Genomic DNA, 14,388 nt, shown 5'->3' with positions numbered 1-14,388 from the left:
TTACTGGGATTCCAGGGGCTAAATAAAACTCTTCTTTTAATAGATCTAAAAACAGCAAAGCCAAATAAGGGTAGTTTTAAAGAATTTAAGCGCACGCTACTCACATGGTCTGCTCTTGCAATGTTGGATTTTAAAGACTGCAAAATAAATAGCCTGATAGCTATTCCATATAATCCTTATGAACCAAAACCTTATGCTAGGTGGACAATTGCAGGTATGTTAGATTTAAAACATGAGCTAAAGGTAGCAAAAGAATTTTGGGATTTTTTAGGGGGTGAGGGCAGTTATGAGCTACTTTTAAATGCTTTTGAGCAAGCAGGTATTAGCTTACGCACAGAAATAGATGCATACTTTGCATACTTTGCTAAATTTATGCATTAACCGGCACAAAGTTAGCTTCCTAAGTACACATACACAAAATAACAAAGTCTTGTTTAAACTCCATATTAAAGGTTTTATTACCGATGTTAAGGAAGTACCGCCCTATCTGACAGAAATACTTGATTTTCTTTAGTTTCTTTATTTATCTAAGATTTCCAACCAGAAACCTAGACTTTAACAATTTTCTTATATAGTCCATTGGTCTTGGACAATACTCCTATTTTTGTCTAACTCTTTATGCGGATTTATTCAGATCCTTTATGTTAGTATTAGACAAGAGATTTTTAGAGTATGCTATTAATTTTAACAATGACAATCGCTCAACTCATTTAAAGGATCACGCATGGTTTATAACATCAGTAAGAAAATTCTAAATGTTGTAGGTAGGACTAATGCCACCTATAATTTAATTAGTGAGGGCGATCGTATCCTTATAGGCTTAAGTGGGGGTAAGGATTCTATTTTACTCTCTTGTTTACTTGCACGCATGCAAGCACACGCCCCCTTTAATTTTACTTTTCAAGCTGCTACCGTGCACTATGGCTTGAAAGAAGATTTAGCATGGCTAAGTGATTTATGTGTAGAACAAAATATCCCCCATACCATTCTTTATACCAATATCGCTCAGACAATCCGTGAAAAGCGCCGTGAACAGAGTTCTTATTGTAGTTTTTGTTCGCGTATGCGTCGCGGGGTGCTTTATAACTACGCGCTAGAACATGGCTATAACAAACTCGCCCTAGCACACCACCTTGATGATGCCGTAGAAAGCTTTTTTATGAACTTTACTTATAATGGGAGTTTGCGCAGCATGCCCCCTATTTACAAGGCAGAAAATGGACTCTTTGTGATCCGCCCTCTTATTCATATCCGTGAACGACAAAGCATTGATTTTGTCAAATCCCAAAATATCCCTACCGCCCCGGATTGTAATTGCCCGGCCAAACAACCCGATTCAGATAAACCCCCCATTGCTAGATCAGCGACTAAATATTTTCTACAAGAAATGGAGCGCAATAACCCCACCCTTTTTACTTCTCTTAAAAATGCCTTTTGTAATGTGCATGCCAATAGTTTTAGTGATGGTGTGTTTTTAGATTCACAGGGGGCTTAATGGATTTATTAGTATTTTTAATCTTTATGGCTCTTGCTTTATGGATTGATTTTAAAGCCCATAGCCAAGATCAAGTTATCACGCTTAAAAGTGCCACTTTATGGTCGCTTTTTTGGATCGCCACCGCGCTTTTATTTGCATTCTATCTTTACTTGCATGATGGTCCTACTAATATGTCTTTATTTCTCACCGGATATGTGCTAGAAAAAGCCCTTTCTGTAGATAATCTCTTTGTAATGATGGCTGTTTTTGCATGGTTTAAAATCCCAGATATTTATCGCCACCGCGTGCTATATTATGGCATCATCGGCGCGATTGTTTTTAGACTGATCTTTGTTTTAATAGGAACCGGGTTATTACACCTTTCGGTTTATGTAGAAATTCTCTTTGGCCTTTTGGTGGGTTATAGCTGTGTGGTGATGATTAAAAACCAAGATAAAGAGGAAGAAGAGGCACAGGAGGATTATTCCAAACATTTAGCTTATCGTCTTGTTTATAAATTCTTCCCTGTTTATCCAAAACTTGTTGGCCATGATTTTTTCCTTAGTAAAGAGCGTTTAGAAACTTTAGAAAACTCTTTAGAGGGCACAGAAAAAGACGCTTTGCACCACCAAAGCGCTTTTAGCAAGGCTAAGATCATCGCTACCCCGCTTTTTTTGTGTCTAGCTGTTATGGAGCTTAGCGATGTGATGTTTGCCTTTGATAGTGTACCGGCCGTGATTGCGGTGAGTAAAGAGCCCTTGATTATTTATAGCGCGATGATGTTTGCGATTTTGGGTTTGCGTAGCCTTTATTTTGTGCTAGAGGTTTTAAAACGCTACCTAGTCTATTTAGAAAAAAGTGTGATTGTGGTACTTGCCTTTATTAGTTTAAAACTCATTTTAGATGCCACTTCTCATTTATTTAGTTTTGGTGTGAGCATTAGCCCGACTACTAGCCTTTATATCGTGTTGGCAATTTTGGGTACGGGGGTGTTATTAATGCCCCCTATTTACAAGGCAGAAAATGGACTCTTTGTGATCCGCCCTCTTATTCATGTAAAATTTGCTAAAATGGCGCTTTTTAAGAAAGGAGTTTAGCATGCGTAAATGGTATCAAGCAGGATTGTGTGTACTCTTGGGTTCTTTGCCACTAGGGGCGGCTAAAAATGGTTGGTATGTAGAAGCAGGGTTACAGTACGCCCATGGAGCAGGATCTCATGCAGATAGGACTTTAAGTTCCACTACACAACAGCCTTTTTCGGCAAATATGGGTGGTGTAGATTTTGTGGGGGGGTATAAGCAGTTTTTTGGCAAAACTAAGCGGTGGGGTTTGCGTTACTATGGCCTTATTAGTTTAGAAGGGGGTGCTTTTTCACAAAAAACAGGCAGGAAATATCCCACACAGGGCCCTTTAGGTAATTTCTTTTATGGTGTGGGAATCGATGGGCTTTGGGATTTTTACCGCAATAAGGGATATGATGTTGGGACATTTGTCGGTATGGCAGTGGGGGGGAGTAGCTGGACTTTGGGAGCGGGAAAAGCTAATGATGTGTGTACTACAATGGTGGCTAATACAAATTGTGTGAGCACTAGTAATTATTACCTCAAACAATCTATTGGCGCTAATAATATCAACTACTCACCCACATTTGTACAATGGATGTTTAACTTTGGGATTCGGGCTAATCTTGGAGCACACAACGGCCTAGAAGTGGGCTTTAGAGTCCCGGTGATTAACACCCCTTATTATACGCAGACTAGTACCGGCCAAACCATCACCTATTCTTTTAGGCGGGTGATTGCCTTTTATGCCAACTATGTTTACAATTTTTAAAATTTTCAATGGTAGCTGAGGCGTGGCAAGATGCCCGCAATTTCCATGCTATTTTAATGGCTTTAGGTCCCATTGTTTTTGGGATCAATTTAATTTTTTTAGGACTAGTTAAAAATTATGCCACGCTTAATAAATGCCTGTATTTTATGATGCCTATGGTTTTTGCGTGGGTGGCTATGGCCTTTTTTAGCGGTATTTTTTTACTTGCCATGCAAAGTTTCGTACTTTCAGGTAAAGTTGCTCTTATGGGGCTTGTGGTGGGGATTGTCATGTTAGGCGAAATCATGCGGGTGTACAAACTCAAACTAGCCCGCACAAAAGAATCGCTAATGCTAGCTTACATCAAATGGTCTAAAGCTTTATATGGGTTGGATTTATTGTTATGTCTGCTTATCTACATCTTTTAATCCATGCAATTTATTTACCACAAGGAGGCCGGTAGCCAAGAATTACTTTTAACAGCACAAAGTTACAGGCATGTTTATCTAAGCCGCCGCATGCATGCTCAAGAAATTCTTGTTTTTAGAAACCTAGCCGATCATATTCTTTATTTTTACAAGCCCTTAGAAGTTAAAAAACACCACGCACGCTTATCCCTACTAGGCCAAGAATTACGCCCAATTTGTCCTAAACGCCCTTCTCATTTAATCTGGGCGATCATCGCGTCTAAAAATATTGAAAAAGTTTTACCCTATCTTAACCAAATGGGCGTGGGGAAGATTAGTTTTTTCTACGCCCACTTTAGCCAAAAGAATGAAAAAATTGACGCCCCCAAATTGGAGCGTTTTAGAAGAATTCTCATTGCATCTTGTGAACAATGTGGCCGTAGTACATGTATGGAGTTAGAGGTTTTAGAAAATACAAAAATGGCCTTAGAGCGCTACCCTACTGCCTATATTTTTGATTTTCATGATCAAACTCAAGGGCTAGTTAGCCTAGAAAATGGGATTTTTATAGGCCCTGAGGGAGGGTTTTGCAGCCAAGAGCGCCAACTTTTTAAGGACAGAGAAATTTATAGCCCCTCTCCTATTATCCTTACAAGTGAGGGAGCAGCGCTATTTTTAGCCGCACATAGCTAATTTACTATCAACTACTCACCCACATTTGTACAATGGATGTTTAACTTTGGGATTCGGGCTAATCTTGGAGCACACAACGGCCTAGAAGTGGGCTTTAGAGTCCCGGTGATTAACACCCCTTATGTTGAAATTGCTAAGGAGCTAGCGGTGGGAGTGAGTGGTTTTGAACATCCGTATTTTGGGGCGTTTTTCTTACTAGTCTTTAGTTTTTTAGTCTTTAACTGGACTTTGCGTATCCAACGCTTTTTAAGCCGGTTGCTTGCCAAAAAAAAGAATGAAAAACTCAAACTTTCTGCCTATGAATGTGGCCCCATTGCCCTTAAGCAACAAAACCGTATCAGCCACCAGTTTTATGTTATGGCAATGCTTTTTATCCTCTTTGATGTAGAAATTGTGTTCATGTTCCCTTGGGCGCTGTGTTTTAAAGATTTAGGGTTATTTGGTTTTCTGGAGATGTTGAGCTTTCTTGGTTTGTTAGTAATCGGTTTTATTTACGCACTAAAAAGAGGAGCACTAGAATGGCAGAGCATGCAGTAAGTTATTTAAAAAATGGTGGGCTTCCTATCGCTTTAAGTAGTTTAGACAGGCTTTTAAATTGGGGGCGCAGTAACTCACTTTGGCCTCTTACTTATGGGCTGGCTTGTTGTGCGATTGAAATGATGGCCACAGGTGGCTCGCGCTTTGATTTTGATCGCTTTGGTACGATTTTTAGAGCCTCCCCCCGCCAATCTGATGTGATGATTATCGCCGGCACTCTTACCAAAAAACACGCTGAATTCACCCGCCGCCTTTATGATCAAATGCCTGAACCTAAATGGGTGATTTCTATGGGCTCTTGTGCAAATACAGGTGGCATGTTTAACACTTATGCCACCGTGCAAGGAGTGGATCGCGTCATTCCGGTAGATATTTATTTGCCCGGCTGTGCACCCCGCCCTGAAACTTTGCAGTATGCCTTAATGGTTTTACAAGATAAAATCCGCCGCCAAAAAGCATTGCCAGAAGAAGCGCCTAAACGGTTAGTTTAAAGGATCAAAAGATGGTTAGAAAACAACGCCCTAATGCCGATGTCCAAAAACATGTCCACTATTCTGATCGCTTCCATGTTATTGCAAACACGCCCAGAACTTCTCTTATCGGCACAGCTTACGAGGTGATCTACAACCACCTTAGTTATTATCATAAAATCCTAGAGAATTTTATAGAGACTAACACAGCTGTGTTTGTAGTAGAGGTGACAGAGGTAGCAGAAATTGCCAAGAGGCTAAAAAATCTAGGCTATGAAACTTTGAGTGAAATGAGCGCGATAGATTTTTTAGAGCAAAGGGGCGAGTTTGAACTCTTTTATCAATTTGTCTCTTATCTGCCTAACTTTGTACAAAAAAGACGCCTGCGTTTAAAGGCCACTCTCAAACAAGGCGCTAAAGCTCCCACCCTTAGCCACCTTTTTAGATCGGCTCTGTGGAGTGAAAGAGAAGCTTATGACATGTTTGGGATTGTCTTTGAAGGCCACCCGCATTTAATCCGTATTTTAATGCCAGAAGATTGGGTAGGCCATCCGCTTTTAAAATCCTATCCGCTAAAGGGTGATGAACATGCCGCGTGGTATGAAGTGGATAAGATTTTTGGCAAAGAATACCGCGAAATTATCGGGCCTGAGCAAAGAGATAGCGCGCGAGTAGACGAGAAAGATACTTTCAATTTTTCTAAAATTGGGCATGAACAATCCAAAGGCCTCCCGCTTGAAGATCACCCCCAAAAACACGCTTTCCAAAAGTCTTTATTTGTAAAAGACCTGCACACAAAAGACCCTTCAGAACTTAAAGAGCGTCCCTAATGGCACAGATCTTTAATAAGCTTAAACCTCAGTTTGAAAATGTTCTTTTTGAGAGAGATGATAACCAAATGGTGATTAACTTTGGGCCTCAACACCCCTCCTCACATGGACAATTACGCCTGATTTTAGAACTTGATGGAGAAAAGATTATCAAGGCTACGCCTGAAATTGGCTATTTACATAGAGGTTGTGAAAAGCTGGGCGAAAACATGACCTATAACGAGTACATGCCAACCACCGACAGATTAGATTACACCTCCTCTACGAGTAATAACTACGCTTACGCCCACGCTGTAGAGACTTTGCTAGGGGTGCAAATTCCTAGACGCGCGCAGGTGATTCGCACCCTTTTATTAGAACTAAACCGCGTGATTTCACATATCTTTTTTTTAAGCGTGCATGCTTTAGATGTGGGGGCGATGTCTGTTTTTCTTTACTGCTTTAAAACCCGCGAGTATGGGTTAGATTTAATGGAGGATTATTGCGGGGCTAGACTGACTCATAATGCTATCCGTATCGGGGGCGTACCTTTAGATTTAGCACCTAACTGGCTAGAAAGCCTAAAGGCCTTTATAAAAGAGGTGCGCGCAACGCATAAACTAATAGGAGGATTACTAGATAGCAACCGTATTTGGAGAGCCCGCTTAGAAAATGTAGGCACGATCACGCAAGAACAAGCCAAGTCATGGGGGGCTAGCGGAATCATGCTTAGAGGTACGGGTATTGCCTATGATGTGCGCAAAGAAGAGCCTTATGAACTTTACCCCGAATTAGACTTTGATATTCCGGTGGGTAATAATGGGGATTCTTATGATCGCTACCAGCTTTATATGCTAGAGATCGAACAATCCTTGCGTATCTTAGAACAACTCATTCCCATGCACGCCCCCACAGATAAGGTTATCATGGCACACAACCCACATTATTTTTCTGCCCCTAAAGAGGACATTATGACGCAAAACTATGCCTTGATGCAGCATTTTGTGCTTGTAACTCAAGGCATGCGCCCCCCCAAAGGCGAGGTATATGCCCCCACTGAATCGCCTAAAGGAGAATTAGGCTTTTTTATCCACTCAGAAGGCGATCCCTACCCTTATCGCCTTAAAATCCGCGCCCCTAGTTTTTATCATATTGGTTCTTTACAAGATATTTTAATAGGGCAGTATCTAGCCGACGCGGTTACTGTAATTGGCTCAAGCAACGCGGTTTTTGGCGAGGTGGATCGATGAAGCGCTTTGATCTGCGCCCCTTAAAAGATCAACCCAATGAGGCGGTTTTAAACCACATGGGGGGTATTTTAGATCGTAGCGTACAAGCTGGTGAGGTGGTGATTTTCATGCTAGAAGTGGTGGATTTTAACATCGTAGAGCAAAGTGCGGAGTATGTCAAACAAAGGGGGGATACTTTAATGAATTCTTTGCGTTTTAACCGCGTAGACTGGACTTTGGTAGTCAAAAAGAGGTAGGCATGCCACATATCAACATAGACGGGTTTAAGGTAGAATACAAAGAAGGGCAAACCATTTTAGAGGCGGCTAGAAGTGCGGGGGTGTATATCCCGGCTATTTGTTATTTAAGCGGGTGCTCGCCTACGGTGGCTTGTAAGATGTGCATGGTAGAGGTGGAGGGTAAACGGGTTTATAGCTGTAATACCAAACCCAAGCCCAATACCAATATACTCACCAACACCCCCGCCCTTAAGACCGAACGCCAGATGATCATGCAAACCTATGATGTCAACCACCCTTTAGAGTGCGGGGTGTGTGATAAAAGTGGGGAGTGTGAATTACAAGACATGACCATGCGCATGCAAGTAGACACCCAGCCCTTTGCCGTGCGCGATGATGCTAAGCCCTTTGCTTTCTGGGCGCAGGCTTCTTACGATCCTAATTTGTGTATTATGTGTGAGCGTTGTGTTACCACTTGTAGCGATAATATTGGCGATAATAACCTCAAAGCCACTAAAGTCAATTTACACGCCCCCGACAAATTCAAAGAAAGCATGCCTAAAGACCCTTTTAGTGTGTGGAGTCGCAAACAAAAGGGCATGATTAGTTTTGTAGGCGAAGTACCTTGTTTTGATTGTGGGGAGTGTATCGCGGTTTGTCCTGTGGGTGCGATCGTTTATAAAGATTTTAGCTATAGCGCGAATGCTTGGGAACTCACCCATATTGATTCAACTTGTATGCACTGCGCGGCGGGTTGTTTGCTAGATTATCATGTACGCCACTTTGATACGCTAGGCGAGGAAAAGAAAATTTTTAGAGTGGGCAATGATTTTTACCATAACCCTATTTGTGGGGCGGGGCGCTTTGCTTTTGATGTGCATGCCTCCAAAGAGGGCAGTAGCAATATAAATCAAGCCGTGCAAAAACTTAAAGAGGCTAAAGCAGTTTATATCGGCGGAGATGTGAATAATGAGGAGGCATATTTATTAGAATATTTGCGTAAACATTGTGGTTTTAGTTTGCATAATGAGGAACTCTATGCTTTTCAGGAATTTTTAAAGGAGTTTAAACCTACAAATTTCCCTGATATTTCAGAGATTAAAAACGCGGGTTGTGTGGTGAGTGTGGGCTCAAAGATTCGCAATGAAAACCCGCTAATCAAGTACGCCCTTGCCAACGCGCTTAAAGTCAATAAAGGTACAACACTTATTTATGGCCACCCTCTCACAGACAAGGCAATTAATAAAATGAGCCGTAGTGTTATTTCTGTGAACTATCCTTGCCATGCTGAGGAAATCTTTTTGGGGGCGATTTTGCTTGCTTTGGGTGTGAAAAGCCCAAGTTTAGAGAGTTTACTAGCAAGCCAAAAACCAGTAGAAATACCTCAAGAAAATCCGGAGGCTCAAGCAGAAACTCCAGAAACGCCTAAAGAGCAACCTAAACCGGTCTATCAAATGTTAGAGGATATTAAACTAGATAGCGCCACATATGAGAAAATCACCACTGCTTTAGAAAAAGCGCCCAGTGTTGTACTTCTCATAGGGCAAGAAATTTACACACACAAACGAGCAAGCAATATCGCTAGAATGCTTAAAGAGGCTAGCCAACACCCCAAAGTTAAAATCGTTTTGATCCCACCTACAGCCAATGCGCTAGGCATTGTTTCTATTTGCCAACTAGAAAAAGATAGAGGCGAGCACCCTAGCGTAGGTGTGCGCGCACGGGGGGATTTTGTGCTAGATTCAAATTGTGTATGCGATCAAGAAAGTTTACAGAGCGTGGATTTTATCTTGCCAAGTCCTAACCAAATAGAGGCAAGTACAACTAACTTTGAGGGGCGCGTTTTGCCTATCAGACCCGCCCTAGCCTACACAGGTTTAGATTTAGCCGATATTGCCCAGCATTTTGGACTCTATGGGGAAAGTTTGGTAGAGTATACCCCTCTTTTACCCCAAGAAAAGGGTTATCAACCTCTTGCTTATGATGATTTTAAAAACTTCTATGCTAATGATAAAAGCAACCACAGAGGTTATAAATTAAAACCCCAAGAGATACAAGAGAGTACGCCAAGCGAACCCATTGCTAAACTAGAGAGCATGCCTTTTAATAGCTATTTAAAATTTGCCGAAACCCAGTTTAACACCCATACACTCACTAGCCAAAATCTCCAACTCAAAGAGGGCATTTACACCTCGCCTAAATATTTAGAAAGTTTAGGCTTACAAGAGGGGAGTTTGATTTGTTTGCATAAAGAGGGGCGCAAGCTCAAAGGCGCGCTTTATATAGATTATGGGCTTGATCAAGATGTGTTTATGGTAAGCCCTAGCCTAGATACAGAGGGCGTGTTTAATGGCACTTTATTCGCACAATTAGAGTGGGAGCTAGCATGAGCGCTGAGATCATAGAAACTTTGGTAAAAATTTTGGTCGTGGTACTGGTTTTTTCCGGTTTAGGGGCTTTTGGGACTTATTTAGAGCGCAAGGTCTTAGCCTATTTTCAGCGAAGACTAGGCCCTACTTATGTAGGCCCTTTTGGGCTTTTGCAAGTCATAGCCGATGCGATCAAACTCTTTACCAAAGAGGACATTATTCCCCAGCATGCAAACCGCCTTATCTTTGCTATAGCCCCTGTAATTGCAATGGTGAGTGCTTTTGTAAGCATGGCGCCCATTCCTTTTTTTGGGGATTTTACTTTCTTTGGGCATACCATTAAGCCCATTATCTCAGACATCAATGTAGGCTTGCTTTTCTTTTTAGCCGTAGGTTCAGCAGGTATTTATGCGCCCCTTTTAGCCGGGCTAGCCTCCAATAGCAAATATTCTTTACTAGGCTCTGCGCGCGCAGCGATCCAACTGCTTAGCTTTGAAGTGGTGAGTACACTCACCATTTTAGCCCCTATCATGGTTGTAGGCTCTCTTTCTTTAGTAGAGATCAACCACTACCAAGAGGGCGGCATGATTCACTGGCTGGTTTTTAAACAACCTTTAGCCTTTTTCTTATTCTTAATTGCTAGTTATGCAGAACTTAACCGCACTCCCTTTGACTTGCTTGAACATGAAGCCGAAATTGTAGCCGGGTTTTGTACAGAATATAGCGGGCTTAAATGGGGAATGTTTTTCTTAGCTGAGTACGCCCATCTCTTTGCCTTCTGTTTTGTGATTTCTTTAATATTCTTTGGAGGCTATAGTGCTTGGGGTTTTATTCCCGGGGGCATTGCTATTTTGATTAAAGTCTGCTTTTTTGTCTTTTTATCCATGTGGGCACGGGCGACCTTCCCCCATGTCCGCCCCGATCAGCTCATGAGAATGTGCTGGAAAATCATGTTGCCTTTATCTTTACTTAATATTCTTATCACAGCGCTTGTTATCTTAATCTAGGAGAAATGCATATGGGAAAACAAACCTATAAATGGCTTGCTAAAGAACCCCAAGAAAATAGCCCTAGCGCTAAACTCATCGGCACGCTTAAATCTAGTTTTGGTTTGGATTTATTTAAAGGTTTGGGACTCACTATCAAAGAATTTTTTAGTAAAGATGTTACCATTCACTACCCAATGGAAGTACTCCCCTTAAGCCCGCGCTACCGCGCTGTACACCACTTACAAAGACTCTTAGATTCTGGCAATGAACGGTGTATCGGGTGTGGGCTATGCGAAAAGATTTGTACCAGTAATTGTATTAGAATCATCACCCATAAAGCCCCTGATGAGCGCAAATACATAGACAGCTACACGATTAATTTAGGCCGTTGCATTTACTGCGGACTATGTGCGGAGGTTTGCCCAGAACTTGCCATTGTAATGGGACAGCGCTTTGAAAATAGCAGTGTACAGCGATCGCAGTTTGGGGGTAAGAGTGAATTTTTAACAGATATAGAGAGTGCTAAAGATCACAGCCATAAAGAATTTGCCGGTTTTGGATCGCCTAGTGAACACGCTAGCCAAAGAATGCAACAAACCCCGCTAGATTACGCTACAGAGGAAAAAACAGAGGAAAAGAGTACAGAAAAAGTAGAAACCCCTAAGGATGCCCATGTTTGAGGTTATCGCCTTTTATTTCTTTGCAATCTTCACTTTAAGCATGGCTTTGATCGTGGTGAGTACAAGTAATATTTTATACGCCATGAGTGCTCTAGCTGCTAGTATGGTTTTTATTTCAGGCTTTTTCTTTTTGCTAGGTGCGGAGTTTTTAGGCGTGGTTCAAATTTTAGTGTATGTGGGGGCGGTGATTGTGATGTATGCCTTTGGCATGATGTTTTTTAATGCCTCTGAGGAGGTGATTGAGAGATCGCATAAACCTTGGCTAGTTTATATACTAGGCGGCGTTTTTGCGTTGCTCTTAGTTGTTATACTAGGCGCACCCGCGCTTAATAACTACGCACACCACCTTAGCGCTGAGAATTTACAAATTGTTACACCTAATCTAAGCACAACCAATGTTCATTTAATGGGTTATTTTGTGTTCACTAAATACCGCATTGCTTTTGAAGCAGGGGGGGTGATGCTTTTGAGCGCACTAATAGGTGGAATCACTACAGCGCTTAGAAAAAGTTATCTTAGCCAAAAGGAAAATGCGTGATCACTCTGGGGCATTACTTAGTTTTTGCAGGGTTACTTTTTTGTGTGGGACTAGTAGGCATGCTCAGACGGAAAAATATTTTAATGCTCTTTTTTTCTACAGAGATCATGCTCAATGCAATTAATGTTGCCTTTGTCGCAATTTCTCATGCGCTTAAAAACATAGATGGACAAGTTTTTGCGCTCTTTATGGTTGCTTTGGCTGCTTCTGAGGTGGCTGTGGGGCTAGGCTTGGTGATTTTATGGTATAAAAAGCATAAAACCCTAGACATTGACTCACTTAATCGCATGAAAGGCTAGAAAATGCAAGATCTGCTTGTTGTGTTATTTGCGCCTTTAATCGGAGCACTTTATGCGGGTTTTTGGGGTGGGCATGCAAAAAGATTACATGTAGGGGTGATCAACTCAACTTTACTAGGTTTTTCTTGTGCGGGGGCTATATGCCTACTGATAAAGGCCTTACATGGGCAACTTGTACAAGTAGAGTTATTAGATTGGATTAATCTAGGTAGTTTGCATGTTAATTTTTCCTTTGCACTTGATCCTATCAGTACCGTTATGATTGTGGTGGTAACAGTTGTTTCTTTTTTAGTACATGTCTATTCCATTGGCTACATGCAAGAAGATAAGGGTTTTAACCGCTATTTTAGCTATCTTTCTGGCTTTGTATTTTCTATGCTGGTGCTGGTACTTAGCGATAACTTTTTAGGTCTCTTTGTAGGCTGGGAGGGTGTGGGGCTATGTTCTTATTTGCTCATTGGCTTTTGGTATCAAAAGAAAAGCGCAAACAACGCCTCTATTGAAGCCTTTGTGATAAATCGCATCGCTGATTTAGGCATGCTTATGGGAATTTTGCTTATCTACTGGACTTTTGGCTCGTTACAATATTCTGTTGTCTTTTCTAATCTTACACATACCGATTCTAATTTGCTCTTTTGGATTGGGGTTTTACTCTTTATCGGGGCGGTTGGCAAAAGCGCACAGTTCCCTTTACACACTTGGCTAGCTAATGCTATGGAGGGGCCTACTCCGGTCTCTGCGCTTATCCACGCGGCCACTATGGTAACAGCTGGGGTTTATTTAGTTGTACGCGCCCATCCACTCTACCATGTAATTCCACAAGTGAGTTATGCCATTGCCTGTTTAGGGGCTTTTGTAGCGCTTTTTGGGGCAAGTATGGCATTAGTTAATCAAGATTTAAAGCGCATTGTTGCCTACTCTACTCTCTCCCAATTAGGCTATATGTTTGTAGGAGCGGGGCTTGGGGCCTACTGGGTAGCGCTGTTTCACCTTTTTACCCATGCCTTTTTTAAAGCGCTTTTATTTTTGGGTGCGGGTAATGTGATGCATGCCATGCATGATGAACTTAATATCACTAAAATGGGTAAATTATACCAACCCTTAAAAATGACAGCTATTTTAATGGGACTAGCCTCGCTAGCTTTGTGTGGGATTTATCCCTTTGCTGGCTTTTTTTCTAAAGATAAAATTTTAGAAGTAGCCTTTGCTACCGGCCACCATGGGCTATTCTTGGCTTTATTAATCGGGGCGTTTTTTACCGCCTTTTATAGTTTTAGACTCTTAATGCTTGTCTTTTTTGCCCCTCAAAAACACAACCTAGATCACCCCCATGAAGCGCCTAGTTTCATGTTATTAGCCATGTTACCCTTAGGGATTTTAGCTATCATAGCGGGCTTTTTTGAGCATTCTTTTTTAGATTTTATCTCTAAAGCTATTTCTGTGCCCTCCTTTGCAGAATACCCTGTACCAAAAGGTTTATTACTAATCCTCACCACTTTAGGCGTACTAGCCTCTATTGCCTATGCTATTAAAAAATACCAAAAAGGCATGAGCGCTAAGGAAGGCGGGTTTTTCTATCATTTGCTCTTTAACCAGTATTATATCCCTAAGCTCTATGCTAAGATTAGCCAGATTTTTCTCCAGTTTGCCTATATTTTGTGGCGTAAAGTAGAAATACGCGTTTTAGATCCTATTGTAGATATTTTGGCTAAAATCCCCGTTTTGCTGGGTACTTCTTTGCGCCCTATGCAGAGTGGAAATTTAAGTAGCACCCTAAGATGGATGGCCTTTGGGGTGCTAGCCATCACCCTCTTAGCCATGCTAAGTTACTGGAGTTAAT

Annotated in this window: 17 protein-coding genes; all 17 read left to right on the top strand. The window is 41.6% G+C overall.

Annotation, left to right across the window (positions count from 1 at the left end):
- The first annotated feature begins 3 nt into the window (after window positions 1-3).
- The 17 genes from OO773_RS08645 to nuoL all read left to right on the top strand — a co-directional run bounded on the left by OO773_RS08645 (window position 4) and on the right by nuoL (window position 14,387).
- Window positions 4-381: a TdeIII family type II restriction endonuclease gene (locus tag OO773_RS08645; RefSeq protein WP_006565128.1), complete on the top strand. Its 378-nt coding sequence runs from the start codon at window positions 4-6 to the stop codon at window positions 379-381.
- 343 nt (window positions 382-724) lie between these two features.
- Entirely contained in the window at window positions 725-1,495 is a 771-nt protein-coding gene (locus tag OO773_RS08640) for a tRNA 2-thiocytidine(32) synthetase TtcA (RefSeq protein WP_006564131.1), read from the top strand.
- Window positions 1,495-2,574, top strand: coding sequence for a TerC/Alx family metal homeostasis membrane protein (locus tag OO773_RS08635; RefSeq protein ID WP_264828542.1), 1,080 nt, complete (start codon window positions 1,495-1,497; stop codon window positions 2,572-2,574). The genes OO773_RS08640 and OO773_RS08635 overlap by 1 nt, the downstream gene beginning before the upstream one ends.
- A gap of 1 nt (window position 2,575) precedes the next feature.
- Window positions 2,576-3,310 (top strand): outer membrane protein, encoded by a 735-nt coding sequence (locus tag OO773_RS08630; protein ID WP_231102851.1) that lies wholly within the window; start codon window positions 2,576-2,578, stop codon window positions 3,308-3,310.
- An 8-nt stretch (window positions 3,311-3,318) separates the two neighbouring features.
- Window positions 3,319-3,717 carry a hypothetical protein gene (locus tag OO773_RS08625; protein WP_231102852.1) on the top strand — a complete coding sequence of 133 codons (399 nt, stop codon included), beginning with the start codon at window positions 3,319-3,321 and terminating at the stop codon, window positions 3,715-3,717.
- A 3-nt stretch (window positions 3,718-3,720) separates the two neighbouring features.
- Window positions 3,721-4,389 (top strand): 16S rRNA (uracil(1498)-N(3))-methyltransferase, encoded by a 669-nt coding sequence (locus OO773_RS08620; protein ID WP_006564127.1) that lies wholly within the window; start codon window positions 3,721-3,723, stop codon window positions 4,387-4,389.
- Window positions 4,390-4,536: 147 nt separating this feature from the next.
- Window positions 4,537-4,926: an NAD(P)H-quinone oxidoreductase subunit 3 gene (locus OO773_RS08615; RefSeq protein ID WP_006565125.1), complete on the top strand. Its 390-nt coding sequence runs from the start codon at window positions 4,537-4,539 to the stop codon at window positions 4,924-4,926.
- Window positions 4,908-5,417, top strand: a complete 510-nt coding sequence (locus OO773_RS08610; RefSeq protein ID WP_034375881.1) for a NuoB/complex I 20 kDa subunit family protein — start codon at window positions 4,908-4,910, stop codon at window positions 5,415-5,417. Before OO773_RS08615 ends, OO773_RS08610 begins: the two co-directional genes overlap by 19 nt.
- Window positions 5,418-5,428: 11 nt before the next feature.
- Entirely contained in the window at window positions 5,429-6,226 is a 798-nt protein-coding gene (locus OO773_RS08605) for an NADH-quinone oxidoreductase subunit C (RefSeq protein WP_006564124.1), read from the top strand.
- Complete coding sequence (gene nuoD, locus OO773_RS08600) at window positions 6,226-7,455, top strand: NADH dehydrogenase (quinone) subunit D (protein WP_006564123.1); 1,230 nt, start codon at window positions 6,226-6,228, stop codon at window positions 7,453-7,455. Before OO773_RS08605 ends, nuoD begins: the two co-directional genes overlap by 1 nt.
- Window positions 7,452-7,691: an NADH-ubiquinone oxidoreductase subunit E family protein gene (locus tag OO773_RS08595; protein ID WP_006564122.1), complete on the top strand. Its 240-nt coding sequence runs from the start codon at window positions 7,452-7,454 to the stop codon at window positions 7,689-7,691. Before nuoD ends, OO773_RS08595 begins: the two co-directional genes overlap by 4 nt.
- A 2-nt stretch (window positions 7,692-7,693) precedes the next feature.
- On the top strand, window positions 7,694-10,063 hold the full coding sequence (locus OO773_RS08590; protein WP_040499135.1) for an NADH-quinone oxidoreductase subunit G: 2,370 nt from the start codon (window positions 7,694-7,696) through the stop codon (window positions 10,061-10,063).
- The gene (gene nuoH, locus OO773_RS08585) at window positions 10,060-11,049 is read left to right on the top strand and encodes an NADH-quinone oxidoreductase subunit NuoH (protein WP_040499134.1); all 990 of its coding nucleotides are present in this window, start codon (window positions 10,060-10,062) and stop codon (window positions 11,047-11,049) included. Before OO773_RS08590 ends, nuoH begins: the two co-directional genes overlap by 4 nt.
- Window positions 11,050-11,060: 11 nt before the next feature.
- Window positions 11,061-11,711, top strand: coding sequence for an NADH-quinone oxidoreductase subunit NuoI (gene nuoI / locus OO773_RS08580; protein WP_034375092.1), 651 nt, complete (start codon window positions 11,061-11,063; stop codon window positions 11,709-11,711).
- A complete protein-coding gene (locus OO773_RS08575) occupies window positions 11,704-12,249 on the top strand; it encodes an NADH-quinone oxidoreductase subunit J (protein ID WP_006564118.1) in 546 nt (181 codons plus the stop codon). Before nuoI ends, OO773_RS08575 begins: the two co-directional genes overlap by 8 nt.
- Window positions 12,246-12,548, top strand: a complete 303-nt coding sequence (gene nuoK, locus OO773_RS08570; RefSeq protein WP_006564117.1) for an NADH-quinone oxidoreductase subunit NuoK — start codon at window positions 12,246-12,248, stop codon at window positions 12,546-12,548. Before OO773_RS08575 ends, nuoK begins: the two co-directional genes overlap by 4 nt.
- Window positions 12,549-12,551: 3 nt before the next feature.
- On the top strand, window positions 12,552-14,387 hold the full coding sequence (gene nuoL / locus OO773_RS08565; RefSeq protein ID WP_040499133.1) for an NADH-quinone oxidoreductase subunit L: 1,836 nt from the start codon (window positions 12,552-12,554) through the stop codon (window positions 14,385-14,387).
- Window position 14,388: the final 1 nt, after the last annotated feature.

This window comes from Helicobacter suis HS1 (genome assembly GCF_026000295.1).
Lineage (GTDB): Bacteria > Campylobacterota > Campylobacteria > Campylobacterales > Helicobacteraceae > Helicobacter > Helicobacter suis.
The sequence above is the reverse complement of the archived record's forward strand: the minus strand, read 5'-3'. Positions and strand labels throughout refer to the sequence as shown.

Coding starts and splice junctions, on each gene's coding strand:
- OO773_RS08630 (WP_231102851.1), top strand. CDS start 2,576: ATGCGTAAATGGTATCAAGCAGGATTGTGTGTACTCTTGGGTTCTTTG.
- OO773_RS08575 (WP_006564118.1), top strand. CDS start 11,704: ATGTTTGAGGTTATCGCCTTTTATTTCTTTGCAATCTTCACTTTAAGC.
- OO773_RS08605 (WP_006564124.1), top strand. CDS start 5,429: ATGGTTAGAAAACAACGCCCTAATGCCGATGTCCAAAAACATGTCCAC.
- nuoI (WP_034375092.1), top strand. CDS start 11,061: ATGGGAAAACAAACCTATAAATGGCTTGCTAAAGAACCCCAAGAAAAT.
- nuoL (WP_040499133.1), top strand. CDS start 12,552: ATGCAAGATCTGCTTGTTGTGTTATTTGCGCCTTTAATCGGAGCACTT.
- OO773_RS08635 (WP_264828542.1), top strand. CDS start 1,495: ATGGATTTATTAGTATTTTTAATCTTTATGGCTCTTGCTTTATGGATT.
- nuoD (WP_006564123.1), top strand. CDS start 6,226: ATGGCACAGATCTTTAATAAGCTTAAACCTCAGTTTGAAAATGTTCTT.
- OO773_RS08610 (WP_034375881.1), top strand. CDS start 4,908: ATGGCAGAGCATGCAGTAAGTTATTTAAAAAATGGTGGGCTTCCTATC.
- OO773_RS08590 (WP_040499135.1), top strand. CDS start 7,694: ATGCCACATATCAACATAGACGGGTTTAAGGTAGAATACAAAGAAGGG.
- OO773_RS08620 (WP_006564127.1), top strand. CDS start 3,721: ATGCAATTTATTTACCACAAGGAGGCCGGTAGCCAAGAATTACTTTTA.
- OO773_RS08595 (WP_006564122.1), top strand. CDS start 7,452: ATGAAGCGCTTTGATCTGCGCCCCTTAAAAGATCAACCCAATGAGGCG.
- nuoH (WP_040499134.1), top strand. CDS start 10,060: ATGAGCGCTGAGATCATAGAAACTTTGGTAAAAATTTTGGTCGTGGTA.
- OO773_RS08625 (WP_231102852.1), top strand. CDS start 3,319: ATGGTAGCTGAGGCGTGGCAAGATGCCCGCAATTTCCATGCTATTTTA.
- OO773_RS08640 (WP_006564131.1), top strand. CDS start 725: ATGGTTTATAACATCAGTAAGAAAATTCTAAATGTTGTAGGTAGGACT.